The organism is Actinomadura chokoriensis (assembly GCF_039529475.1).
In the GTDB taxonomy this organism is placed as follows: domain Bacteria; phylum Actinomycetota; class Actinomycetes; order Streptosporangiales; family Streptosporangiaceae; genus Spirillospora; species Spirillospora bangladeshensis.
The window spans coordinates 381,616-406,575 of the sequence record NZ_BAAAMW010000006.1 but is presented as its reverse complement, the minus strand read 5'-3'; the positions used below and the strand labels follow the sequence as shown (position 1 = coordinate 406,575).

Sequence of the window (24,960 nt, the reverse complement as noted above, 5' to 3'; positions counted from 1 at the left end):
GGCAGCCTGCTGCACTGGACCCGCAAAATGATCGAGATCCGGCAGCGCCACCCCGTCTTCGGCGTCGGCTCCTACGTCGAACTGTCCGCCTCCAACCCCTCCGTCCTCGCCTTCACCCGCGAGATCACCGAGGACGAGAGCCCGTGGGGCGAGATGGACACGATCCTGTGCGTCAGCAACCTGTCGCGCTTCCCGCAGCCGGTCGAACTCGACATGCGGCGCTTCGAGGGCTACTCCCCCGTCGAGTGCATGGGCGGCGTCCAGTTCCCGGCGATCGGCGAACTGCCCTACCTGCTGACGCTCCCCGGGCACGGGTTCTTCTGGTTCCAGCTGCTCCCACCGGACGACGGCGGCGCCGCCGACCGGATCGTCGGCGCGGGAAGGACCGTCTGACCGTGCTGCCACCCCGATCGGACCTGGCCCGAGACCTCGCGGAGTGGCTGCCCCGGCAGCGGTGGTTCGGCGGCAAGGACGGCCCCATCGACGAGCTGTCCATCGGCACCGCCACCGAACTGCGCACCGGCGACCCCGCCCTCCACCACCTCGTCCTCGACGTCCGCCAGAACGGCGCCGTCGACCACTACCAGCTGCTCCTCGGCGTCCGGCGGCACCTTCCCGACCGGCTCCGGCACGTGGAGATCGGCGCCGGTCCGGGCGGGACGGGCGGCACGGGCGCCGCGAGGGCGCGGCTGTACGACGCCGCCCACGACCACGACCTGACCCGGATGCTGCTGGACGCCTTGGCGGACGAGGCGTCCATCGGCCCGCTGCGGTTCCACCGCGTGCCCGGCGCCCGCATCCGGACCGACCTGGCGAGCCTGCCCATCACCGCCGAGCAGAGCAACACCTCGCTGCTGTTCGGCGACGCCTACATCTGCAAGCTGTTCCGGCGGCTCAGCCGCGGCGTCAACCTCGACCTGGAGGTCAACCTCGCACTGACCCGGCAGGGCTGCGAGCACGTCCCCGCCGTGCACGGCTGGATCGAGCTGGTACCGGACGGGCCGGACGCGGAGCCGGTCACGCTCGCGCTCCTCTCCGACTACCTGCACACCGGCGCCGACGGCTGGAGCCTCGCGATCGCGAGCGTCCGCGACTGGTTCGCCTACCCCGTGCCGCCCGGCGACGAGTGGGCGGAGCTGGACGCGAGCGGCGCGGGCGGCGACTTCGCCGCCGAGGCCGAGCGGCTCGGCGCGGCCACCGCGCAGGTGCACCGGGCGCTCGCCGACGCGTTCGGCGTGACGGTGCTCCCCGCGGACGAGGTGCGCGCGATGGCCGCCCGGATGAACACCGAGCTGACCGCGACCTGCCAGGCCGTGCCCGGCCTCGCCCCGCACGCGAAGGCGCTCACCGGCGCGTTCCTCGACCTGGCGGCACGGGCGGCGCCGCTGCCGGTCCAGCGCGTGCACGGCGACTACCACCTCGGCCAGGTGCTGCGCACCGAGTCGGGATGGGCGCTGCTGGACTTCGAGGGCGAGCCGGCCCGCGCGGAGAGCGAGCGCCGCGCGCTCGCGCACCCCCTGCGCGACGTCGCCGGGATGCTGCGCTCCTTCGAGTACGCGGCGCGCTTCCTCATCACCAAGTCCGGCACGGTGCCGACCGAGTCGGGACCGCACCTGGAGACGCGCGCACACGCGTGGGCGGCGCGGAACCGGGCGGCGTTCTGCCGCGGCTACGCGGCGGCGGGCGGCGCCGACCCGGCCGCGCATTCGGTGCTGATGCACGCCTTCGAATTCGAGAAGGCCGTGTACGAGGTGCGGTACGAGGCGCGGAACCGCCCCGCCTGGCTGCCGGTTCCGCTGACCTCGCTGGCACATCTGACCGCATGATCAAAGACACCAAAGAATGCCTCCAATTCGGCGCCATGATCATGTAAAATCGGCCGGTTCTCACAATTCCCCGGCGATCAACGGGTACCCGAACTCTCGGCAGGATGATGATCACCTGCCGGAGGCCGACCCGGTACCGGGGGAACGGAGAGAACGGGAATGTCCATCGCACGCCACTCGCAGGATGACGGCGCCGGAAACGGAGCCCTGGAGCGCCATGCCGGCCGCACTCGGACGGACGGCCGAAAACAGGGGATGCTCCTGGCGGCCCTCACCGCGACGGCGACCGGGCTGGCGCTGACCGTGCCGCTCGGCGCGCCCGCCCACGCGGCGCTGAATCCGGTGGTGCTGAAGAGCCTGCATCTGGACTCCGCGACGCTGGAGAAGGTGCAGGCCTACGACAAGTACCGGACGCGGGAGGCGAACCAGCGCGAGAAGGCGAGCAGGGCGCTGCGGTTCGCGCGCAAGCAGATCGGCAAGCCCTACAAGTGGGGCGCCGACGGGCCGAGCAGCTACGACTGCTCCGGTCTCGCGATGGCGGCATGGCGCAAGGCGGGCGTAAAGCTCCCCCGCGTCACCTACGCCCAGTACCGCAAGGTCGACCGGAAGGTGAAGTACGGGAACCTCGAACCCGGCGACCTCATCTTCTTCCACGGCCGCAGCCACGTCGGCCTGTACGTCGGGCACGGGCGGTTCCTGCACGCGCCGCACAGCGGCGCGCGGGTGCGCATCAACAAGATCGGCAAGCGGCGCAAGCAGCAGTTCGCCGGCGCGGTGCGCCCCGGCGCGCCCGCCTACCGGGAATGGTCGGCGTCGGTGAAGGAGCTGGTCGAGAAGATCGACCGGATGAGCGCCGAGAAGAGAGCGGACAAGAAGCCGCCAGATAAGGGGCGGACCCCCCAGATTCCGCCGCCTTCCGATTCGCTTCCCAAGTCCGACCGCAATCCCCCGATGACCGCCCCCGGGAACACCCCCGCGCACCAGGCCGATCCACCCGGCCGCCCCGCCCCCGCACCGGACGATTCCGCACCGGACACATCAGCACCGGGCAATCCAGCACCCGGAAATTCTGCACCGGGCGATTCCGCGGCCCAGGCTCCGCGAGGCGACGCACAGTCGAATGAGAACAAGCCTGCTCCACGTCCCCGCACCCGGGCGGCCGGCCACCGGCAGCCGGTCCAGAACCGGGTCTGGGCCAAGTACACGGGCCGCGCCCCCTACGGGGTCCTCGCCTGAATCCGCCGCGTCACGCGCCGCCATGGGCGTCCCGAGCGCCCATGGCGGAACCGCCGCGCGGCCGGAGGGCGTGCAGTACCGTGCCCATGTGGATCACGACGACAGTCCGTCCATTGCGGACATCCCTCACGATGTGCCGACGTCGGCGCGGGCCTACGGCTGGCTGCTCGGCGGCAAGGAGAACTACGAGGTCGACCGGCAGTTCATCCGGGCGCAGCTGGAGCACCATCCGGCCGGGCTGGACATCACCCGGCAGAACCGGCTCTTCCTGTACCGGGCCGTCCGGTACCTGGCCGTCGAGGCCGGCATCCGGCAGTTCATCGACATGGGCTGCGGCCTGCCGACCGACGCCAACGTCCACCAGGTCGCGCAGCAGTTCGTCCCGGACGCACGCGTCGTGTACGTCGACATCGACCCGATCGTGCTCGCGCACGGGCGGGCGCTGCTGGCCGGCGACGCCTCCACCACGGTCATCCAGGGCGACATGCGCGACCAGGAGGCGATCCTCGCCGACGCCGACCTCCGGCGGCTGATCGACTTCTCCGAGCCGGTCGCGACGCTGTTCCTGTCGGTCGGCCACCACCTGCCGGACGCCGACGACCCGCACCGCGTGCTGCACACGATCATGGACCGCGCCGCGCCCGGCAGCCACCTCACCTTCTCCCAGGTCGCGTGCGACGACCCGGTCCGCAGCGCGGAGATGACCGAGCAGGTCACGAGCGCCGGCATCCCGTGGCAGACCCGGACGCCCGCCCAGATCGACGCGCTGCTGTCCGGGTTCGACCCCGTCGAGCCGGGGCTGTGCAACCTGGTCGACTGGCGCCCGCTGGACCTGCAGCCGCCGCTCGCGCCCGTCCCGGAGGAGCTGAAGCGGTACGAGGGCGCGTCGAAGCTGGACCGCGGCATCTACGAGTACGGCGGCGTCCTGCGCAAGCGGTAGGCGGGCCCGGTCAGTGGGCCCGGTCACCGGGACGGGTCAGCGGGACGGGTCCGCCAGGACCTGGCCGAGCACCTGCGCGTACATGCGCTCGGGGCTCGGGACGGACGCCGGCTCCAGGAATCCGGGCAGCGGCGGCGGCTCCCCGGTGAACGGGCGGATCCGCTCGTACAGGGCCGGCGCGTCCGGCGGGCGGTTCTCGGGCTTCTTCTCCAGGAGGTCCTGGACGAGGGCGTCGAGCTCGGCGGGCACACCGGGAAGGGACGCGGGCCGCTCGCGGACGTGCTTGTCGAACACCGCATAGGCGGTCGGTCCGGCGAACACCTGCCGTCCGGTGAGCATCTCGTGCAGCACGCAGCCGAGCGCGTACAGGTCGCTGCGCGCGTCCGCGACGCCCTGCTCGATCTGCTCGGGCGCCATGTACGCGGGTGTGCCGAGGATCTGCCCGTGCCGGGTGAAGTGCGCGACGTCGGCGTCGCCGAGGACGGCGAGGCCGAAGTCGAGGACCTTGACGCTGCCGTCCGGGCACAGCATCAGGTTGGTCGGCTTGAGGTCGCGGTGCCGGATCGACAGGGCGTGCGCGGCCGCCAGCACCGCGGCGGCCTGCGCGGTGATCCCGGCGGCCCACGGCACCGGGAGGGGCCCGTGCTCGGCGATCAGGTCGGCGACGGTGACCCCGTCGATGAACTGCATGACCTGGTACAGCCGCTGCTCGAAGGCGCCGAAGTCGTAGAGGGTCGGGGCGCCGGTGTGCTCCAGCCGGGCGAGGATGCGGGCCTCCCGGACGAAGCGGCGCTCCAGTTCGTCGTCCGCGCCGCCGCCCGGCAGGTCGAGGAACTTCACCGCGACGCGGCGGCCGAGGCGCGTGTCGTCGGCGGCGTACACGGCTCCCATGCCGCCGCGGCCGAGCGGAAGTTCGGCCAGCTCATACCGGTCGGCGATGAGCATCGTTCTCCCGGGGGTCAGGGGCGGGGGCGGAGGTGGCCGTCCAGCAGCCCGTCGAAGCTTAGCCGGACCAGTGCCTCCCCCATGGAGGACATTTCGCGCAATGTCCGCGTCAGCTGGGCCATCTCCTCGAACGCGCGGCCGTAGCCGCGCTGGCGTTCCAGGGACAGCCGGGGGATGCGCACGCGGCGCAGGTCCATGCGGCTCGACCCGGTGCCGGTGCGGGTGTGCGCGAACGTCAGGAACCCGGCGAGGAAGCGCGGGTCGAGCCGGCGCGGGTCCGGCCGGTAGAGGGTGAGGTAGGGGCCGAGCGCGGCGCCGCCGGAGGTGACGACGCGGGCGGAGCCGGCAGCGGTGGCGACGACGTCCCCGGGCTCCAGCATGATCAGGCCGGAGCCCGCGGCGGCGGTGCCGGACGGGTCCGTGCCGGCGCCGACATCGTCCGCGGTGAGGACCGGCACGTCGCCGCCGGACGGCGGCCGGGCGGGCGCGTGGCTGATCTCGACGACGCCGGCCTTCGCCAGCTCGGCGAGCGTGGTGAACGCCGGGGGCCGCTGGTCGGGCAGCAGCTCCACGCCGGGCGGGACGGGCGCGGCGGCGGCCAGCCGGTCGAGCGCCTCGGTGAACCGGCCGGCGAACGCCGCGCCGCTCTGCCGCGGGCGGTGCCGCGCGGGGCTGAGGTCGACCTCGTCGTCCAGCAGATCGATGACCGGGACGGCGAACGCGCCCTCCGCGCGCCGCTCCCATGCGCGCTCGGCGCGGCCGAGGTCGCCCTCGGCGTCGAGCAGCAGGACGGCGGCGGGCGGCGGCTCGGCGGGCCGGGGGCGGCGCAGCAGCCACAGGTCGGGGCCGCCGGGCGCGAGCGTGATCACGGCGCGCAGCGCGCCCGCGCGCAGCAGGTTGGCGCGGATGCGGCGGCCGGGGCGGCGGCCCGCGACGGCCGACGGCATCAGCACCGCGGCGCGGCCGCCCGGCCGGAGGTGCGCGAGGCAGTGCTGGACCCAGGCCAGCTCGGGCTCGCCGCGCGGCGGCAGCCCGTACTCCCAGCGCGGGTCGCCGGCGAGGTCCTCGTGGCCCCAGGCCCGGTCGCCGGACGGCGGATCGCACACGACGGCGTCGGCGGCCACGCCCGCGAAGCCGTCGTCGCGGAGGGAGTCGCCCGCGACGACCTCGGCGGGCGCGCCGGCGAGCAGCAGCCGGACCGCGGCGATCCGGGCGGCGGCGGGGTCGCCGTCCTGGCCGAGCGGGCGCCGCGGCCCGGGGGCGGCGAGCAGCAGCGTGCCGAGCCCGCACGCCGGGTCGAGGACGACGTCGCCGTCCCGGCAGGCGAGGCGGGTCATCAGGCCGGCCACGTCCGCGCGGGTGAGGACGAGGCGCCGCGAGTGCGCCCGGACGTAGCGCTCCAGGAGCTGGTCGAAGGCGCCGGCGTGGCCGTGTTCGGCGGCGAGCCCGGCGAGCATGCGGGAAAGGGCGGGGTCGTCCGGTTCCAGCCCGGAGGGCGGCGGCTTCACCGCGTCCCGGTCCGGCCCGGGGCCGCGCAGTTCGAGGAGGCGCAGCCCGGCCCAGCCGACGAGGTCGGCGAGCCCGAAGTCGTCTCCGGACGCGCGGAGCCGCTGCCAGACCCGGTCGCCGAGCGACACCTCGAACGGCTTGCCGTTGCGGCGCAGCCAGTCCTCGACGTCGGCGAGGGCGAACAGGGGGCTGGTCGCGGTGCCGCCGACCGGGCGGGGGAAGTCGGCGTGGCGGCGGCGCCAGTTGCTGACGGTCGCGCGCCCGACGCCCGCCAGCCGGGCGATGTCGCCCGCGGTCACGCCGGGGTCGCCGCTCATGCCGTCACCGTACCGGCCCGGCTCAGGCACGGTGGAGGCGGCGGCCGAGCCGGGACAGGCGCCCGGGGGCCGCCGCGCCGAGCAGCAGCGGGCGCTGGTCGGGGGCCTCCCCGGCGGGGGCGACGTCCGCGACGACGCAGGTGATGTTGTCGTGCCCGCCGGCCTCGTTGGCGAGGCCGATGAGCCGTGCGGCGACGTCCGCCGGGCGGGCCTCCTCCGCCATCGCGGCGCGGATCGCGTCGGCCGGGACGAACCCGGAGACGCCGTCGGAGCAGAGCAGGTACCGGTCGCCGGGCCGGGCGTCGTGCCGGAACAGGTCGGGCTCGCCGCTGCCGCCGCTCTGCAGCGCCCGGACGAGCACCGATCCGCGCGGATGGTTCGCCGCCTCCTCCGGGGTGAGCTGCCCTCCGTCCACGAGGGACTGGACCATGGTGTGGTCGCGGGTGAGCTGGAAGAGGTCCCCGCCGCGCAGCAGGTAGGCGCGGGAGTCGCCGATGTGCGCGACCGCGAAGCCGCGGCCGTCCCAGGCCATCGCGGTGAGCGTGGTGCCCATGCCCGCGAGGCCGGGGTCCCGGCGGCCGAGGTCGTCGAGCCGGGCGGCCGCCTCGGCGACCCCGGCGGCGAGCGCGGCGGCCGGGTCGTCGCCGAGCGGCAGCCCGGCGACGGTCGTGACGGCGGTCCGGCTGGCGACGTCGCCGTGCGGGTGCCCGCCCATCCCGTCGGCGACCGCGAGCAGGCGCGGACCGGCGAACGCGGAGTCCTCGTTCGTCTTCCGCCGCCTGCCGACGTCCGTGCCGGCGGCGAAGCGCAGCATCTGGTGAGCCATGCATTTCATGGAAGCACGCTAAAACACAATTCACAAGCATTCCTGGTCAGCACCGTGCTTGCACGGTCCCACGGCGGGCGAACCGGGATCGATCGTGCTACGTTGCACTGAAAACCGTTTTCATTCTCGGGAGTTTCCATGTCCTCTCTGCAGCGTGCCCGCCTGTCCGGGGCGGGCGCCCTCCTCGCCGTCTCGGCACTGCTGGCGGCCGGGTGCGGATCGTCGTCCGGCACCGGTTCCGGGACGCGGGCGAAGCCGGAGGACGGCACCGTCTCGGTCGTCGCGTCGACCAACGTCTACGGCGACATCGCGCGGCAGATCGGCGGCGCCAAGGTGGAGGTGACCTCGTTCATCAGCGACCCCTCGCAGGACCCGCACTCGTTCGAGGCGAGCGCGCGCACCCGGCTCGCGCTGTCGGAGGCCGGCGTCGTCATCGAGAACGGCGGCGGCTACGACGACTTCATGGACACGCTGCTCAAGGGCGCGAACTCGAAGGCGACGGTGCTGAACGCGGTGGAGGTGTCGGGGAAGACCGCGCCCGCCGGCGAGGAGCTGAACGAGCACGTCTGGTACGACCTGCCGTCCGTCGGGCTGCTCGCCGACCGGATCTCGGCCGCGCTCGCCGAGGCCGACCCCGGGGACGCGCAGACCTTCAGGGCGAACGCCGAGGCGTTCAAGGCCGAGCTGAAGACCCTGGAGGGGAAGGTGGCCGCGCTCAAGACCGCGCACGCCGGCGAGGGCGTCGCGATCACCGAGCCCGTCCCCGTCTACCTGCTGGAGGCCGCGGGGCTGGAGAACCGGACGCCGGAGGAGTTCAGCGAGGCGATCGAGGAGGGCGGCGACGTCCCGCCGCGCGTCCTGCGGGACACCATCGCGCTGGTGAGCGGGACGAAGGTCAAGGCGCTCGTCTCCAACGCGCAGACCGGCGGCCCGGAGACCGAGCGGATCGAGAAGGCCGCGAAGGAGGGCGGCGTGCCGGTCGTGCCGGTCACCGAGACGCTGCCCGAGGGCACCGACTACGTCTCCTGGATGGACGGCAACATCGCCGCGCTGCGGAAGGCGCTGTCGTGATCGCCCTGCGCGGCGCCGCCCTCGCCTACGGGGAGCGGACCCTGTGGAAGGGCCTCGACCTCGACGTCGCGCCGGGCGAGTTCCTGCTCGTCCTCGGGCACAACGGCTCGGGGAAGACGAGCCTGCTGCGGGTCCTGCTCGGCCTGCAGCGCCTCTCGGCGGGGACGGTCACCGTGAACGGCCGCCCGCCGCGCCGGGGCGGCGGGCTCATCGGCTACGTCCCGCAGCACCGCGCCGTCCCGCCGCACACCCCGCTGCGGGCGCGCGACCTGGTCGGGCTCGGCGTCGACGGGCACCGGTGGGGGCCGCGGCGGCGGTCCCGGGACGCGCGCCGCCGGATCGAGGAGGCGCTGCGGGACGTGGGCGCCGCGCCCTACGCCGACGTCCCGCTCCACCTGCTGTCGGGCGGCGAGCTGCAGCGGGTGCGGGTCGCGCAGGCGCTGGCCGCCGATCCGCGCGTCCTGCTGTGCGACGAGCCGCTCGCGTCGCTGGACGCCGACCACCAGCGGATCGTCGGCGAGCTGGTCGAGCGGCGGCGGCGCGAGCGGGGCACTGCGGTGGTGTTCGTCACGCACGAGGTCGACCCCGTCCTGCCGTTCGCGGACCGGGTGCTGGATCTCGGCGGCCTCGAACCGGGCGAGGCGGCGTGATCTGGCACGAGATCGTCAACTTCGACGACTACGGGGCGCTGCTCGCGCTCGTCCGCAACTCGCTCATCGCGGGTGCGGTGCTCGGCCTCGTCGGCGGGCTCGCCGGGACGTTCGTCATCATGCGCGACCTGCCGTTCGCCGTGCACGGCATCAGCGAGCTGTCGTTCGCGGGGGCGGCGGGCGCGCTGCTGCTCGGCACCAGCGTGGCGGGCGGCTCGATCGCGGGCGCGCTGGCCGCCGCCGCGCTGATCGGGGTGCTCGGCGCGAAGGCGCGCGACCGCGGCTCGGTCATCGGCGTGCTGATGCCGTTCGGGCTCGGCCTCGGCGTGCTGTTCCTGTCCCTCTACAAGGGCCGGTCGGCGAACAAGTTCGGCCTGCTCACCGGGCAGATCGTCGCCATCGACACGCCGCACCTGTCGTGGCTGCTGGGGACGTCGGCGGTGGTGCTGGTGTGCCTCGCGGTCATGTGGCGGCCGCTGGCGTTCGCGAGCCTCGACCCGGACGTGGCGGCGGCGCGGGGCGTCCCGGTGCGGGCGCTGTCCCTGGTGTTCATGCTGGTGCTCGGCCTCGCGGTCGCGGTGTCGGTGCAGGTCGTGGGCGCGCTGCTGGTGCTCGCGCTGCTCTGCACGCCGGCCGCGGCGGCGGTCCGGGTGACCGCGTCGCCGGTGCTCGCCCCCGTGCTCAGCGCGGTGTTCGCGACCGTGTCGGTCGTCGGCGGGATCCTGCTGTCGATCGGGTCCAGCATCCCCGTCAGCCCGTACGTCACGACGATCTCGTTCGTCCTGTACGGGGTGTGCCGCGCGGCCGGGGCGGTCCGGGCGAGGCGCGGCTGGACGGCGCGGCGGCGCGCGGCCTTGCCCGGCCCGGTACCCGCATGATCTCTCCCACATGATCCCTTGGTGCCCGCCCGGTACTGGCCGCCGGGCGGGCACCGCCGCGCGGCGGGCGTTCCGGATATTCCGGATCTCCGGCGGCGAGGTCGTTGCGATTCGCTTACTTCCCCGTGGGCATCGCCGCCGGACGCCAAGGGCATCAACAAGGCTCTTCCGACTTTCGGGGCGATTGGGAGGGACGCGATGTGGGACTTCGCGGGCCGTGACACCGCTATCGACCTGGGCAGCGACACCGTGCGCATGCACGTGCGCGACCGCGGCGTGGTGTGCCGCGAGCCGTCCGTGCTCGCCCGGTCCCGGGAGACCGGGCACATCCTGGCGCTGGGCATGCCCGCGCAGGAGATGGCCGGGCGCAACCCCGACGTCACGCTCGTCCGGCCGATCCGCGAGGGCGCGCCGACCGAGACCGACGAGGCCGAGTACCTGATGCGGCACCTGGTCCGCCGGCACCACCGGCGCCACTACACGGCCCGCCCCCGGCTCGTCATCACCGTGCCGAGCGGGATGACCTCCGTCCACTACCGGGCCCTGCAGTTCTCCGCCTACCAGGCGGGCGCGCGGCGGCTCACGCTCGTGCCGACGCCCATCGCCGCCGCGATCGGGATGGGGATGACCTCGACCGCGCGCCGCGACATCGCCGTCATCGCCGACATCGGCGCGGAGGTCACCGACGTCGGCGTCATCGCGTTCGGCGGGCTCGTCACCTCGCACACCGCGCACGTCGGCGGGTCGGCGCTGGACAAGGCGATCGTCGCGATGGTGCGGCGCGAGCACGGCACGGCGCTGTCGCGGTCGGCGGCCGAGGCCGCGAAGCTGGAGGTCGGGGCGGTGCCGCCGCTCGGCCGCCGGCCGGTGAAGCAGACCGTCGTGACCGGCCGCGACATCGCGACCGGGATGCCGCGCGAGATCGTCCTGACCACGCTGGACGTCGGCCGCGCGATCAGCGCGCCGATCGCCGGGATCGTGGAGGCGATCAGCGCCGGGCTGACCGGCTGCTCGCCCGAGATCTCCGGCGACCTGCTGAGCGTCGGCATCACGCTGACCGGCGGGTGCGCCCGGCTGCCGGGGCTGCAGCGGCTGATCCGCGACCGGACCGGCCTGGAGGCGCGGCTCGGCGACGACACCGGCGACGCGGCCGTGCTCGGCGCCGGGGAGGTGCTGCGCTCCGCCGGCTCGCAGGAGCCGTCCGCGCGCAAGTCGGCGCCGCGCCCGCAGGTGCTGACCACCCTGCCGGAGTTCTGACCGGGCGCCGGGGCCGGGGCCGGGCGGGGGTTAGACTCCGGGGTCCATGAGCGACGCACCCGGCCTCGACGGCCCCGGAAGCCCGCGCCTGCAGGAGGTCTCGGACGGGATCTTCGCCTACGTCCAGCCGGACGGCACCTGGTGGATCAACAACACCGGCTTCCTCTCCGGGACGCGCGGGGTGGTGAGCGTCGACTCGTGCTCGACCGAGCGCCGCACCCGCGCGTACCTGGAGTCGATCCGGTCGGTGACGGACCGGCCCGTCCGGACCCTGGTCAACACCCACCACCACGGCGACCACACGTTCGGCAACTACCTGTTCGCGGGCGCCACCGTCGTCGGCCACGAGCGGACGCGGGAGGGCGCGCTCGCGTGGGGCAGGCCGTTCGACGAGCCGGTCTGGACGAAGGTGGACTGGGGCGACATCGAGGTCGAGCCGCCGTTCCTCACCTACACCGACGGCGTGACGCTGTGGGTGGACGACCTGCGCTGCGAGGTCCGGCACGTCGGGACGCCGGCGCACACCACGAACGACTCCATCGTGTGGATCCCGGAGCGGCGGGTCCTGTTCTGCGGCGACCTGCTGTTCAACGGCGGCACCCCGTTCCTGATGCAGGGGTCGGTCGCGGGCGCGATCAGGGTGCTGGAGGAGGTCGTGGCGCCGCTGGGCGCGGAGACGATCGTCCCCGGGCACGGCCCGGTCGGCGGCCCCGAGCTGATCGACCGCGTGCTCGGCTACGCCCGGTTCGTGCAGGCGACGGCCGCCGAGGCGAAGCCCGCCGGGCTGTCGCCGCTGGAGGCGGCGCGCGAGGCCGACCTCGGCCCGTACGCGGAGCTGACCGACGCCGAGCGGCTCGTCGGCAACCTGCACCGCGCCTACGCCGAGCTGGACGGCCTCGAACCGGGCGGCGACATCGACGTGCTCGCCGCCATGGGCGACATGATCACCTTCAACGGCGGCCGCCCGCTCACCTGCCGCGCCTGAGGCGCCGCAGGAGGTGCCCGGGGCCGATCGCCCGCGGCGGGGCGGGGACGTCGTAGCGGCCCGCGCCGCCGCGCACCGCCTTCCGCGCCTCCGCCGCGTCCACGCCGGCGAACACCAGCAGGTCGATGGCGGCCAGCCGCAGCGCCGTGGCGGCGTCGCGGCCGGCGGCGACGCTCTGCAGCTCCTCGTCGCCGGCCCGCTCCGCCAGCACGACGGCGCGCTCGGCGGCCCGCCGGCGGCGGGCGTGGTCGCCCGGGTCGTCGGCCACGTGCCGCACGATCACGGCGAGGTCCAGGACGGCCGGGACGAGGACACGGCGCTGCCCCCGGCCGGCGGCGAGGGCGGTGCGGGCGACGAGGACGCAGCTCCCGCAGAGCAGGTCGAGCCAGTCCGCGTTCTCCCGCTCCAGCACGGTCACCGCGTGCCGCGACCGCCACACCAGCGAGTACCGCGGGACCGAGATGCTGGCCGCGCTCATCCGGCCGAGCTCGGCGAGCCGGTCGCGCTGCCCGCGCAGCTCGTCCAGCGCCTCCTCGCGGAGCCCGTCGTCGTCCTCGCGCAGCGCCCGGACGGTGAGGTCGAGGCCGTCGGCCATGCCCTCCAGCGCGGCGGACTCGGCGCGCCGCAGCAGCGCGAGCGGCTCGGGCGTGAACAGCAGCTGGGTGAACACGAGCGCGACGCCGGCGCCGACCAGCGCGTCCACCATCCGGAAGGGCCCGGCCTGCCCGCCCGCGGAGGTCACGGTCAGGATCGCGGACGCGGCGGACTGCGCGACCACCAGCGCCGAGTCGGTGGCGGCCCGGGCCAGCACGATCGAGCCGAACACCGCGAGGGCGAGGGTGCCGTAGCCGCCGCCGAGCGCGAGCAGGGTCAGCTCGCCGACGCCGATGCCGAGCAGCACGCCGACCAGCAGCTGCACCGCGTTCACCCCGCGCTGGCCGCGCGCGGTGTTGAGCGCCACGACGGCGGAGATCGGCGCGAAGAACGGGTCGGTGTGCGGGCCGAACGACTTGGCGATGAACCAGGCGATGGTCGCGGCGGCGGTCTGCTGCAGGACCGGCCACGCCCCCTCCCGCAGCCGCCGCCGGGACCGGGCACCGGCCTCGCGCGCCCGGTGCCGCCACCGGACCGGCCTCATCCAGGGGTGCTCTCCGGCGGACGGCGCCCGAAACGGCGGAGCAGGTCCGCGTCCACCTCGTCGAAGTCGCGGCCCTTGGTCTCCGGGACGAAGCGCGCCGTGAACGCGAGCCCGGCCAGCGCGATCGCGCCGAAGATCCAGAACGTCTCGCCCTGCCCGACGGCGTTCGCGATGGGCAGGAACAGCAGGCTCACCGCGAAGTTCGCGCCCCAGTTCACCGCGGTGGAGGCGCTGGAGCCGGTCGCGCGGGCGGGCCCCGGGAAGATCTCCCCGATGATCGCCCAGAAGACGGGCCCGAGGCCGACGGCGAACGCGGCGATGAACAGGACCATGAAGACCAGCGCCGGCACGGAGGACCATCCGGCCGCGAACGCCAGCCCCAGCAGGGCCATGGTGACCGCCATCGCGGCGAGCGAGAACAGCAGCAGGCCGCGGCGCCCGACCCGGTCGATGAGCCGGACCGCCGCGATGGTCATCACCAGGTTGATGACGCCGATGGCGATGGAGTAGTAGATCGAGTTGGCGGCGCTCAGCCCGGTCTCCTCGATGATCGTCGGCGCGTAGTAGATGATCGTGTTGATGCCGCCGAACTGCTGCACGGCGGCCAGCGTGACCCCGACGACCAGCGCGGGCCTGACCCGGGGTTCGAGCAGGGCCCGCCATCCCGCCCGCCCCTGCACGCCGCCGTCCCGCTTCGCCCGGGCGGCGAGCCGCCGTTCGATCAGCTCGTCGGCCGTCGCGGCGTTGGTGACCGAGGCGATCGTCCGGCGGGCCCCGTCCCGGTCGCCGCGCGCGAGCTGCCACGCCGGTGACTCCGGTATCCCCCACCGGGCCCCGGCGACCATGACCACCGCGGGCACGGCGCCCATGGCGATCATCGCGCGCCAGTCGCCGGCCCCCGCGAACGCGACGTTGACCATGTAGGCGACCAGGATCCCGATCGTGATGAGCAGCTGGTTGAGGGTCAGCACGCTGCCCCGGATGCTCGGCGGCGAGATCTCGGAGAGGTAGACCGGGACGGTCGCGGAGGCCGCGCCCACCGCGAGGCCGAGGAGCAGCCGGCCGCCCAGCAGCGTGCCGTAGCCGCCCGCGAGCGCGGCGACCGCCGTCCCGACGAGGAAGACGAACCCTTCGAGGCCGAGGGCGCGGCGCCGCCCGATCCGGTCGGCCAGGCGGCCCGACAGCAGCGCGCCCGCCATGGCGCCCAGCACGAGGACGCTGACCACGCTGCCCTGCTCGAAGGAGTTCAGCGCGAAGTCGGTGCGGATGAACAGCAGCGCCCCGGAGATGACGCCGGTGTCGAACCCGAACAGGAAGCCGCCGACCGCGATGAGGACCGCCCACCGCCAGATCTTGCGCAGCCCCTCGGGCGGGACCTCCTCCAGCGGGCCCTCGGTCACCTGGGCACGAGAAAAACCCTGCATGCGCGCCTCCCGACGAGGCACTACCCACAGTAGTCACTTCGATACAAAGAGCCAGGTCAGCGGAGTTCGGCCGTCGCCAGGAGGCGGATGTGGGCGGTGGCCCAGGCCCGGACGGCGCGGTGGGGGTCGTCGGCGGTGAGCGCCGCGGCGAGGGCGGCGACGGTCCCGGCGGCGGTGCGCAGGCCGTTCGCCTCCAGGTCCTCGCCGGCGCGGACGATGCGCTCCCGCAGGCCGGGCGAGATGCGCGAGAGGCCGCGATGGGCCGCCTCGGCGCAGGCCGCCAGCGCCTCGTCCAGCGCGCGGGACAGCGGGTCGCGGACGTCCGGGGGCGGGGCGTCCAGGGCGGCGGTGCCCTCGCCGGGGGCCAGGTCGGGAAGGACGACGCCGTCGCCGGTCAGGACGGCGAACGGGTCGACGACGAGGCCGCCGCGGTCCCTGCGGACGGCGCCGGTGAGCAGCCGGGGGCCCGCGGCGAGCGCCGCCGCGAGGGCGTCGAGCGCGGCGGGGCGGTGCGGGCTGTAGTCGGCCGACACGACGGCGGTGGTCCCGGCCGCGTCCGCGACCACGGCCTCCAGGCGCTGCGCGCCGGGGTGGTAGCCGATGTCGCGGACGCCGGCGACCTCGACGGCGCGGACGAGTTCCGCCTCGACGCGGGGGCGGACGAGGCGCGGCGGCAGCGCGTCCAGTGCGCGAGCCTCCGCCGCGTAGTCGCGGACGAGCAGCGCGGCGGGCAGCGTCTCCCAGGCGTCGCCGACCGGCGTGACCGTGGTCTTCGCGATCCGCCCGGCGGTGACGCGGACGACCCGGCCGGCGCTGCGGGCGGCGCTCTCCGACACGATGTTCGCGGCCGCGAGCGACCGCAGCGGGGTGCCGAGGACGCGGCGTCCGGCCAGGTCGGCGCCGGTGAGGCGGGCCCCGTCCGGGACGTCGAAGCGGCGTTTCAGGGCGAGCACGACGCCGGTGGCGGTGTGCGCGAGGTAGACGTCGGCGGTGCGGGTCGCGGCGGTGCCGGCGACGCGGCAGCCGAGGGCGGCGAGGCGGACCCGGCGCAGCGGCGTCTCCGCGCGCTCGTCGGTGCCGAGCACCTGGGAGCGGTCCGGTCCGCGGGCGGCGCGGTGCCGGGCGTGGACCTCGGCGAGGAGTTCCGCGGTGCGCGCGGGGTCGTGGTCGGCGCGGCGCTCGTGGTGGGCGGCGAGCTGGGCGGCCAGGTCGCCGAGGGCCGCGGCGGGCCAGTGCATGCCGTGTCCGGCGAGGTCGGCGGCGGCGCGCCCGATCGCGGTGGCCAGGACCGGACCGGTGTGCACGACGCCTTCCAGGAGGACCTGGCCGGCGAGGTCGAGGGCGGTGCCGAGGGACGGGCCGAGAGCCGGGCCGGGGCCGTCGCGGGACTCCCCCGGCGCGCCGCCCACGTCGAGGCGCACCTCGGCGCCGGTGAGGCCGCGCTCGTCGGCGGCGCGGAACGCCCAGACGGCGAGCACGGTCACCTCGCCGCGCACCGCCGCGACGGCGTCGGTGTGGACGTAGCCGAGCTCGTCCGGCACCAGGAACCGGACGGTGCAGGCCGGCAACTCCACGTGGGCCACCGGGTCCTGCGGGGTGGGGCGGCGGAGCGTCGCGGAGTAGCCGGCGCGGAAGGTGCGGCGGGCGGCGGTGAGGGCCCGCTGCCCGAGGACGCGGGCGAGCGCGTCGTCGTCGAACGCCCCGGGCGACCAGGCCGCGTCCGGCGCCTCGGGCTGATCCTCGGTTTCGGGGGCGGGGGCGGCGGTGCGCTGGTAGGCGAGGACGAGGCAGATCCGGTGGCGGCACGTGCCGGTCGCGGCGCAGGAGCAGGTCGCGGCCTCCAGCCCGGCACCGGCCGGAAGCGACGTCTCGGTGCCGTCGGGGAAGGTGCCGGAGATGCCGCCGTCCGGGGCGGCGGCGACCTCGGGGCCGTTGCCGGCGTCGAGGTCCTTCGCGGCGCGTTTCACGAGCCCGCGGTTGGCGAGGGCGGCGAGCGCGTCCGGGGTGAGGGAGAGCAGGTCCGCCCGGGTCGCGGGGCCGGTCACCGGGCGATCCGTTCGGCGACGAACTCGGCGAGGTGGCCGGGGGTCATGGCGCCGACGCGGGCGCCCTCGGCGGCGAGGCGCCCCGCCGTCTCCCGGTCGTAGTCGGGGTTCGCCTGCTCGTCGAGCGCGGCGAGCCCGAGCACCTGCGTCCCCTGCCGGACGAGCCCGCGGACCTCCCGGACGAGCCGGGCGGGGTCGCCGCCCTCGTAGAAGTCGGTGACGACGGCGACGATCGCCCGCCGCGGGTTCTCCACCAGCCGGGCGCCGTAGCCGACGGCCCGCGCGATGTCGGTGCCGCCGCCGAGCTGGACCTTCATCAGCAGCTCCGCCGGGTCGGTGACATCGGAGGTCAGGTCGACCACGGAGGTGTCGAACGCGACCAGGTGCGTCTTCAGGCCGGGCAGCCCCCACAGGCACGCGGCGGTGACGGCGGAGTGGATGACGGACCCGGCCATGGAGCCGGACTGGTCGACGAGCAGGATCAGCTGCCACTGCTCGACGTGCCGCCGCGTCCGGGACACGAACCGGGGATGCTCGATGTAGAGGCGGCGCTCGTCCGACCGGTAGTGCGCGAGGTTCGCGCGGATCGTCCCGTGGAAGTCGAAGTTGCGGGAGTTCGCGATGCGGCTCGGGCGCCGCGACCGGGTGCCGTGGAACGACCGCCGGACCTCGGTGGCGAGCCGCTCCACCAGCTGCCGGACGACGGCCTCCACGATCCGCCGGGCGAGCGCGAGGACCTCCGGGTTCATCAGGTGCTTGGTGCGCAGGACGGCGCGCAGCAGCGTCTCGTCGGGCTCGATGCGCTCCAGCACGGCCGGGTCGGTGACGATCTCGTGGATCTCGTAGCGTTCGACGGCGTCGCGTTCGAGCCGCTCGACCGTCTCCTTCGGGAAGAGCCGGTGCACGGCGTCCAGCCAGTCGACGGTGGTGAGCTGCGACGGCCCGTCCCCGCCGGTGCGGTCGCCCGCGGGCTCGGCCGCGCCGCCGCGCCGGACGCCGCGCCTGCCGAGGTCGGGGTCGCGCCCGTAGAGCCAGTCGAGGGCCGCGTCCCGTTCGGCGGCCTCCCCGGACGGCGACCCGAGGGACGACCGCGCCGGGTCGCCGAGGACGAGCCGCCAGCGTTCCAGCTCGGGCGGGATCACGACTCCCCCTCCTCTCCCTGCGGGGGGACGACCCCCCGCACCCCCCGCCTCGCTGCGCTCGATTCCAGGTGGGCCGCGGCGAGAGCGCGGTCGACGCGTTCCTCCAGGGCGCGGGCCTCGGCGATGAGCAGCGGCGCGGCCGGCGCGCGGAGCAGGGCGCGGGCGAAGCCGCGCACCCCGTGGCGGTCGACCCCGTGCCGGTCCAGCAGCCCCTCGGCGATCGTCTCGCGCTCGCGCGGCGGGAAGAACGCGAACGCCTGCCGCAGCGCGGGCAGCGCCACGAGGAAGTCGGCGTCGGTGAGGTCGCGGATCAGCTCGTCCAGCACGCCGAGGACGGAGGCGTCGGCGTCGAGGACCTCCTGCCGGGCCAGCGCGAACAGCCCGGCGAGCCAGTCGCCGAACGTGCTCGCGCCGCTCGCGCCGCGCACGGCGCGGGCCGGGTCGGCGGTGTCGCCGAGCGCCCGGCCGAGCCCGAACGCGGCGCCGCGCAGGTCGGGCGGGACGTCGGTCCGGGCGGCGACGCGGCGGGCGACGCCGAGCGCCGCGTCCCGGTCCAGGCGCAGCGGCCCGGCGGCGTGCAGCAGCGCGTCGCGGGCCGCGGCGACGGCGCGCAGCCGGTCGAGGTCGGCGGGGGCGGGCCCGCCGCGCACCCCCTCGACCAGCCACAGGATCCGGGTGGCGCACTCTCGCACGACCGTCCCGAACAGCGGGCTGCCGGCCGTCCCGAGGACGCGGTCGTGCCGCCACAGCCCGAGGACGGTGTCCAGTGCGGCACCGAGCGCGGCGAGGTCGGACGAGCCCGCGACCCCGGCGCCGATCGCCGCGGCGATCGCGTCGGACCGGTCCGCGCAGCCGCACAGCGCGGCGTCGAACAGCACGTCCGCGAGCCGCCGCATGTCGGTGCCGGCGCCGTTCACGCGCTCGTCCAGGACGGCGGCCGCCGCGTCCGCCAGCGTCGGCCCGTGCGCGCCGGCCTCGATGAGCGCGGAGCGGCGGAACCCGGAGGGGTCGGCGGTGTCCAGCACCCAGCGCTCCTCCAGCACCGGGTCGGCGCCGGACGCCGGGCCGGACTCGCGGACGGCGCCGGGGACCCGCAGGACGCGCAGCCGGTGCAGCGCGCGGCTGCGCTCCAGTCCGCGCGGCGTCGCGAGCTTGAGGACGACCGGCCCGTCCCGGTCGAGGCCGAGGCGCTCGAGTTCGGCGGCCGCGTCGTGGACGAGCGGCGGCGCCGGCGTGTCGCGGTGCAGGCGGCCGACGCGGTCGCCGCTCAGCGCGGCGACCATCTCGACGACGGCCGGGTGGGCGCCCGGGGCGAGGGGGCCCCGCGACGTCCACGGCAGCCGCTGGTCGAGGTCGTCGTTCACCAGCGCGGACACCAGGCCGTCCAGCAGGTCGGTGCGGGCGGGCGCGCGGTGGCCGCGCAGCCGGGTGAGGCCCTCGGTGAGGGTGCGGGCGGCGATCAGGTCGGCGGTCGACACGACCTGCCGCCGCCCGCGCAGGCGCGCCACGACGGTCTCGATGAGCGCGCCGGCCGCCGCGTCGGGGCCGTCCTCCCAGAGCCGCTGGTAGTACTCGGGGGACGGCATGCCCGACTGGTAGCCGGTGAACGCGTCCAGGCGCTCGAACGAGTACGGGACGAGGAAGCCGCCGCCGGCCGCGCCCTCGGGCGGCTCCGGGACGCCGGGCCAGTCCGTGCCGCCGGCGGCGGTGAGCGCTTCGAGGGCGGGCTTGTGGAATCCGCCGGTCACCACGACGACGGGGCGGTCTCCGGCGTCGGCCTCGGCCGCCCGTATCCACGCCGCCATGTAGACCTCGCGGGCGGTGTCGTCCTCCCCGGCCTCGGCCTCGCCCCGCAGCAGCGCGAAGTACGCGTCGAGCCGCTCGGCCGCGCCGTCCGGGTCGGTCTCGAAGAGGTGGTCCCATAGGACGTCGGTGTTGTCGACGGCGAACTCCCGGCACAGCCGCTCGGTGACCTCGGCGTAGCGGCGCTCGGCGTCGGCGTAGCGGTTGCTCCGGCTCGCGAACGCGGGGTGCCAGGCGGGCAGGTCGATGAACCTCAGCTCGGCGCCGGCCGCGCGCCCCTCGTTGAGCGCGACCCATTCCGGCGAGTAGCCGCAGAACGGCGACCAGGAGGCGTGCACGCGGTCGGCGTCCCGGTAGTAGCTGAAGATCGCGATGGGCGGGGTGTGGCCGAGGAGCAGTTCGTCCATCCGGGCGCCGAAGTCGGCGGGCCCCTCGACCAGGACGTAGGCGGGGCGCAGCCGCCGGATCGCGTCCCGGACGATCCGCGCGCACGCGGGGCTGTGGTGCCGGACCCCGAGGAACGTGACCGCCATCAGCCGGGCAGCAGGTGCCGGGCGGCGTGCAGCGCCCGCCACTGCTCGCCGCCGCGCCGGGACGCCTGCTGCTCCAGGTAGCGGCGCAGCCGGGCGAGGTCGTCGGGGCTGTCCTTGGCGGCGGTGCCGGCGAGGCACTCGACGATGTCGGCGGCGCCGCCCGGCTCGCCGCGCAGGAACCAGCCCCGCACCCCGATCTGGTGCGCGACCGACACCGCCTCGGCCGTGCTCATCACCGCCGACAGCCGGTCCATGGCCCGGCCGTCCTCGGTGGCCGCGTTGCGCAGCTCCCGGAACGCGGTGACCAGCACTTCGAGGACGTCCCGGCGCGGCGGGGCCTGCACGCCGCTGCGCTCCAGCAGCCGCCGCGCCTCCTGCTCGACCAGGTCGAGCTCGGTGCCGAAGTCGGCGATCGGGAACACGGTCTCGAAGTTGAACCGCCGCTTGAGCGCCGCGCTCATCTCGTTGACGCCGCGGTCGCGGGTGTTCGCGGTCGCGATGACGTTGAAGCCGTCCCGCGCGAACACCATCGACTCCTCCCCCGTCAGTTCGGGGATGGCGAGGACGCGGTCGGACAGCGGCGAGAGCAGCGAGTCCTGCACCTCCAGCGGGCAGCGGGTGATCTCCTCGAAGCGGACGACGCGGCCCTCGGCCATCCCGGTGAGCAGCGGCGCCGGCACGAGGGAGCGGGTGGACGGCCCCTCCGCGACCAGCAGCGCGTAGTTCCACGAGTACTTGATCTGGTCTTCGGTGGTGGCGGCGCCGCCCTGGATCGTCAGCGTGGACGTCCCGCCGACGGCCGCCGCGATCAGCTCCGACAGCAGCGACTTCGCCGTCCCCGGCTCCCCGACGAGCATGAGGCCGCGGCTCGTGGCGAGGGTGACGAGCGCCCGGTCGATGAGCGCGGTGTCGCCGACGAACTTGCGCGTCACGCCGAGGGCCTCGTCCCCGGCGATGAACCGGCGCGCCGCCGTGAGACTCAGCGCCCAGCCCGGCGGGCGCGGCCCGGAGTCGTCCTCCCGGAGCCGGCGCAGTTCCCCGGCGAACCGGACCTCGGCCGGGGGCCGCTGGTGGCCGGTGGTGTCGGGCGGATCGTCCTCGGGGTGACGGTGGTCTTTCACGGGCCCAACGGTAGAGGAGCGCACGGACAGATCCGTAGGATCCCGGACATGATCGACGCGGCGCGGCGCGCGGGATCGCCGACTCCCTCCGCGACGCCCGACCCGGCTACGCGGGCCGGGCCAGGAAGCCGGTGATGGCCTCGGCCACGGCCGGGTAGTCGTCACCGAACCAGATCATGTGGCTCGGGGCGGTGCTGGTGATCAGGCGGGCGCCGGGGATCGCGTCCGCGAGGGACTCGGCGTGGTCGAAGGAGACCGAGCCGTCGTCACGGGTGGCGATCACCAGGGTCGGCCGGTCGACCTCGGCGGCCTGCGCGGCGCGCCGCTCGACGGTGGCCGGCGCGGTGGCGCGCAGGTCGGCGGCGAACCCGGCGCCGGAGCGCATCCGTCCGAACAGCGCCAGCAGCTCCGCGCGCCGCAGCGGGTCGAGGCCGGCGATCAGCTCGCGGACGGGGCGGGAGGTCAGGTCCGGCAGCAGCAGCCGGAAGGCCGTACCGGGGGCGCGGCGCGTCAGGAGGTGGATCGCCGCCCAGGTGAACCGCTCGGTGCGCCGGCCGAACACCGCGCGGGCCCCGGCGCGGGTGCGCCGATCGGGCCAGGGCGGCAGCCCGACGGCGCTCTGCAGGATGAGGCGCTCGACGAGCTCCGGATGGCGCGCGGCGAGCGCCACCGCGGTGGGGCCGCCCGCCGACTGCCCGACGACGGCCGCCAGCGAGGCGATGCCGAGCGCGCCGCACAGGTCGGCGACGGTGTCCGCGAACCGGTCCGGTGACGCGCCCGCGGCGGTCCGGCCGTAGCCGGGACGGGAGACGGCGAGGACCGTGCAGCCGGCGTCGGCGAACACGTCCTCCCCGAGCGGCAGCGCGGCGCGCATGTGCCCGCCGTGCAGCATCAGCACCGTGCGCGGGCCGCGCCGCTCCAGCCGGTACTCGACGGGCCCGCCGGCGAGGTCGATCACCTGGGTCGCGCGCTCCATCCGAGCTCCTCCGGTCCCGCTGACTCCCGATGGCTTCGTCCCGCTCGGGGATGGTCTCACGGTGCGGGCAGTGTGAGGATCTCGGGTCCGTCGGGGGTGATGGCGATCGTGTGCTCGCTGTGGGCCGTGCGGCAGCCCGTCGCGCTGCGGAGCGTCCAGCCGTCGGCGTCGGTGACGAGCTCGTCGGTGTCGGCCATGATCCAGGGCTCCAGCGCCAGCAGGAGGCCGGGGCGCAGCTTGTACCCGCGGCCGGGCCTGCCGTTGTTCGAGACGTGCGGGTCCTGGTGCATCGTGGACCCGACGCCGTGGCCGCCGAACTGGGTGTTGATCGGGTACCCCGCCTCGCTCAGGACCGAGCCGATGGCGTGGGAGACGTCGCCGACGCGGGCGCCCGGCTCGGCGGCGGCGATCCCGGCCCGCAGGGCGCGCTCGGTCGCGCTGATCATCGCGAGGCTCTCGGCGGGCCGCGCGTCGCCCACGATGAAGCTGATGGCCGAGTCGGCGACGATCCCTCCTTTGGAGACGGCCAGGTCGAGGGACAGCAGGTCGCCGTCGGCAAGGGTGTAGTCGTGGGGCCGTCCGTGGAGCACGGCGTCGTTGACGGACGTGCAGATGTAGTGGCCGAACGGCCCGCGCCCGAACGACGGCGCGTAGTCGACGTAGCACGACTCCGCCCCGGCTTCGGCGATCATGGCCTTGGTCCACCGGTCGATGTCCCGCAGGTTCGTGCCGACCTCGGTGCGGCTCTTGAGCGTCCGCAGGATGCCGGCCACGAGCGCGCCCGCGTCCCGCGCGCGGGGCAGGTCGGTGGCGTTCAGGATCTCGATCATGTACGGCCTTCCACAGGTGACCAATAACTATCCCGGCCATAGTATCCCGGTATTAGAATCGGCTGCATGGTCAGGTTGCCGCTCACTCCCGCGGAGGTCGAGCGCGGGCAGCGCCTCGGCGCCGTGCTGCGCCGCGCCAGGGGCGAACGCTCGATGCTCGACACCGCGCTGGACGCCGGCGTCTCGCCGGAGACCCTCCGGAAGATCGAGTCCGGCCGCGTCGCCACGCCGGCCTTCCCGACGATCGCGGCGATCGCCGGGGTCCTCGGCCTCTCGCTCGACGCGGTGTGGGCCGAGATCAACCGGGCCGAGCGCGATGCCGCCCCGGGCGACGCGGGCACGCGAGTGGCCTCGTGACCGGGGAGGCGCGGATGGAGACCGGGGACGGGACGCTCGCGGTGGGCGCCGGGCGGCCGGAGGCGGAGAATTTCGCGCCGGGGCTGCCGGGGCCGGTGTTCGCGGCGCATTACCACCTGGCCGGCGAGGCGAGCGGGCCTTTCACGTACGGGCGCGACTCCAATCCCACGTGGACGCTCCTTGAGCGGGCGATCGGGGAACTGGAGGGCGGGGCCGAGGTCGTCTCGTTCTCCTCCGGAATGGCGGCGGTGGCGGCCGTTCTGCTGTCGCAGGCGACGTCCGGTGACGTGGTCGTCCTGCCCGATGACTGCTACCAGGTGACGCGGTCCCTGAAAGGGCGGCTGGAATCGTACGGGGCGGTGGTGCGCATGGCGCCCACCGCCGGAGACGCGCAGATCGGAGCACTGGACGGGGCTCGCCTGGTCTGGATCGAGTCGCCGTCCAATCCGGGCCTGGACGTGTGCGATATCGCGCGGGTCGTCGAGGCCGCGCACGCGGCGGGGGCCCTGGTGGCGGTCGACAACACCCTCGCCACGCCCCTGGGCCAGCGGCCCTTGGAATTGGGCGCGGACTTCTCGGTCGCGAGCGACACCAAGGCGCTGACCGGTCACGGCGATCTGCTGCTCGGGCATGTCGCGACCCGTGATCCCGCATTGGCGGAGGGGGTCCGGCTGTGGCGCAAGACCGTGGGCGCCGTTCCCGGGCCGATGGAGGCGTGGCTCGCCCACCGGTCGCTGGCCACGCTCCAATTGCGGCTGGACCGGCAGGCCGCCAACGCGATGGCTCTGGCGGAGGCTCTGCGGGGGCGGGTTTCGGGGCTCAGATATCCGGGGCTGCCGGACGACCCGGGGCACGAAATCGCGGTCCGGCAGATGCGCCGCTTCGGGTGCGTCGTCTCGTTCACCCTCCCGGACGAAGAGGCCGCCGAGACATTCCTCGGATCGCTGCGGCTCGTCATGCAGGCCACCAGTTTCGGCAGCGTGCACAGTTCGGCGGAACGGCGCGGACGGTGGGGCGGAGACGCCGTGGAGCCCGGCTTCATCCGTTTCTCCGCCGGTATCGAGGACACCGCGGATCTCGTCGCGGACGTCCTCCAAGCCCTGCAGAAAATCGCGTGAATCGCGGAGGCGGGCCGTTGTAGCGTGGCCCGC

At 75.1% G+C, this 24,960-nt stretch carries 22 protein-coding genes; 11 read left to right on the top strand and 11 right to left on the bottom strand.

The features are described 5' to 3' along the window. From ABFX46_RS16875 to ABFX46_RS16860, 4 genes are all read left to right on the top strand, one after another. A partial coding sequence (locus ABFX46_RS16875) for an alpha-glucosidase C-terminal domain-containing protein (protein WP_346043187.1) occupies positions 1-393 on the top strand: 393 nt, incomplete at its 5' end. Between the two features lie 2 nt (positions 394-395). Beyond that, a complete protein-coding gene (locus tag ABFX46_RS16870; RefSeq protein ID WP_346043186.1) occupies positions 396-1,826 on the top strand; it encodes a maltokinase N-terminal cap-like domain-containing protein in 1,431 nt (476 codons plus the stop codon). 159 nt (positions 1,827-1,985) lie between these two features. Next, a complete protein-coding gene (locus ABFX46_RS16865; protein WP_346043184.1) occupies positions 1,986-3,062 on the top strand; it encodes a C40 family peptidase in 1,077 nt (358 codons plus the stop codon). 88 nt (positions 3,063-3,150) lie between these two features. Beyond that, positions 3,151-4,002, top strand: coding sequence for an SAM-dependent methyltransferase (locus ABFX46_RS16860; RefSeq protein ID WP_338071467.1), 852 nt, complete (start codon positions 3,151-3,153; stop codon positions 4,000-4,002). A gap of 36 nt (positions 4,003-4,038) precedes the next feature. Here ABFX46_RS16860 and ABFX46_RS16855 read toward each other — a convergent pair whose 3' ends face one another. From ABFX46_RS16855 to ABFX46_RS16845, 3 genes are read right to left on the bottom strand one after another with little or no spacing between them, the layout of a single operon-like run. Further along, entirely contained in the window at positions 4,039-4,947 is a 909-nt protein-coding gene (locus ABFX46_RS16855) for a serine/threonine-protein kinase (RefSeq protein WP_346043182.1), read from the bottom strand. A 14-nt stretch (positions 4,948-4,961) separates the two neighbouring features. After that, positions 4,962-6,773, bottom strand: coding sequence for an N-6 DNA methylase (locus ABFX46_RS16850; protein ID WP_346043181.1), 1,812 nt, complete (start codon positions 6,771-6,773; stop codon positions 4,962-4,964). Positions 6,774-6,795: 22 nt separating this feature from the next. Further along, on the bottom strand, positions 6,796-7,599 hold the full coding sequence (locus ABFX46_RS16845; RefSeq protein ID WP_346043179.1) for a PP2C family protein-serine/threonine phosphatase: 804 nt from the start codon (positions 7,597-7,599) through the stop codon (positions 6,796-6,798). A 138-nt stretch (positions 7,600-7,737) separates the two neighbouring features. On the opposite strand from ABFX46_RS16845, the gene ABFX46_RS16840 reads away from it, so the two are divergent. The 5 genes from ABFX46_RS16840 (at position 7,738) to ABFX46_RS16820 (ending at position 12,440) form a co-directional block, all read left to right on the top strand. Beyond that, entirely contained in the window at positions 7,738-8,670 is a 933-nt protein-coding gene (locus ABFX46_RS16840; protein ID WP_346043177.1) for a metal ABC transporter solute-binding protein, Zn/Mn family, read from the top strand. After that, positions 8,667-9,320, top strand: a complete 654-nt coding sequence (locus ABFX46_RS16835) for a metal ABC transporter ATP-binding protein (RefSeq protein ID WP_346043175.1) — start codon at positions 8,667-8,669, stop codon at positions 9,318-9,320. The genes ABFX46_RS16840 and ABFX46_RS16835 overlap by 4 nt, the downstream gene beginning before the upstream one ends. Then, entirely contained in the window at positions 9,317-10,198 is an 882-nt protein-coding gene (locus ABFX46_RS16830; RefSeq protein ID WP_346043174.1) for a metal ABC transporter permease, read from the top strand. The genes ABFX46_RS16835 and ABFX46_RS16830 overlap by 4 nt, the downstream gene beginning before the upstream one ends. 198 nt (positions 10,199-10,396) lie before the next feature. Further along, entirely contained in the window at positions 10,397-11,455 is a 1,059-nt protein-coding gene (locus ABFX46_RS16825) for a rod shape-determining protein (RefSeq protein WP_346043172.1), read from the top strand. Between the two features lie 46 nt (positions 11,456-11,501). Further along, entirely contained in the window at positions 11,502-12,440 is a 939-nt protein-coding gene (locus ABFX46_RS16820; protein WP_346043170.1) for an MBL fold metallo-hydrolase, read from the top strand. Here ABFX46_RS16820 and ABFX46_RS16815 read toward each other — a convergent pair. From ABFX46_RS16815 to map, 8 genes are all read right to left on the bottom strand, one after another. Further along, positions 12,424-13,578 carry an FUSC family protein gene (locus ABFX46_RS16815; protein WP_346043168.1) on the bottom strand — a complete coding sequence of 385 codons (1,155 nt, stop codon included), beginning with the start codon at positions 13,576-13,578 and terminating at the stop codon, positions 12,424-12,426. The two genes, ABFX46_RS16820 and ABFX46_RS16815, sit on opposite strands and share 17 nt — an antisense overlap. Further along, complete coding sequence (locus tag ABFX46_RS16810) at positions 13,575-14,978, bottom strand: sugar porter family MFS transporter (RefSeq protein ID WP_346043167.1); 1,404 nt, start codon at positions 14,976-14,978, stop codon at positions 13,575-13,577. The genes ABFX46_RS16815 and ABFX46_RS16810 overlap by 4 nt, the downstream gene beginning before the upstream one ends. An 80-nt stretch (positions 14,979-15,058) precedes the next feature. Further along, positions 15,059-17,047 (bottom strand): hypothetical protein, encoded by a 1,989-nt coding sequence (locus tag ABFX46_RS16805; RefSeq protein WP_346043166.1) that lies wholly within the window; start codon positions 17,045-17,047, stop codon positions 15,059-15,061. Next, positions 17,044-18,189, bottom strand: a complete 1,146-nt coding sequence (locus tag ABFX46_RS16800) for a VWA domain-containing protein (protein ID WP_346043165.1) — start codon at positions 18,187-18,189, stop codon at positions 17,044-17,046. The genes ABFX46_RS16805 and ABFX46_RS16800 overlap by 4 nt, the downstream gene beginning before the upstream one ends. Further along, positions 18,186-20,525 (bottom strand): DUF5682 family protein, encoded by a 2,340-nt coding sequence (locus ABFX46_RS16795; protein WP_346043163.1) that lies wholly within the window; start codon positions 20,523-20,525, stop codon positions 18,186-18,188. The genes ABFX46_RS16800 and ABFX46_RS16795 overlap by 4 nt, the downstream gene beginning before the upstream one ends. After that, complete coding sequence (locus tag ABFX46_RS16790; protein WP_346043162.1) at positions 20,525-21,646, bottom strand: ATP-binding protein; 1,122 nt, start codon at positions 21,644-21,646, stop codon at positions 20,525-20,527. The genes ABFX46_RS16795 and ABFX46_RS16790 overlap by 1 nt, the downstream gene beginning before the upstream one ends. A gap of 106 nt (positions 21,647-21,752) precedes the next feature. Continuing rightward, a complete protein-coding gene (locus ABFX46_RS16785; protein WP_346043160.1) occupies positions 21,753-22,622 on the bottom strand; it encodes an alpha/beta fold hydrolase in 870 nt (289 codons plus the stop codon). A gap of 56 nt (positions 22,623-22,678) precedes the next feature. After that, positions 22,679-23,452 (bottom strand): type I methionyl aminopeptidase, encoded by a 774-nt coding sequence (gene map / locus ABFX46_RS16780; RefSeq protein WP_346043159.1) that lies wholly within the window; start codon positions 23,450-23,452, stop codon positions 22,679-22,681. A 66-nt stretch (positions 23,453-23,518) separates the two neighbouring features. Here map and ABFX46_RS16775 point away from each other — a divergent pair, with 66 nt between their 5' ends. Together ABFX46_RS16775 and ABFX46_RS16770 are read left to right on the top strand one after the other, a co-directional pair. After that, on the top strand, positions 23,519-23,809 hold the full coding sequence (locus ABFX46_RS16775; protein WP_163060406.1) for a helix-turn-helix domain-containing protein: 291 nt from the start codon (positions 23,519-23,521) through the stop codon (positions 23,807-23,809). Between the two features lie 14 nt (positions 23,810-23,823). Next, positions 23,824-24,927, top strand: a complete 1,104-nt coding sequence (locus ABFX46_RS16770) for a cystathionine gamma-lyase (RefSeq protein ID WP_346043157.1) — start codon at positions 23,824-23,826, stop codon at positions 24,925-24,927. Positions 24,928-24,960 lie beyond the last annotated feature (33 nt).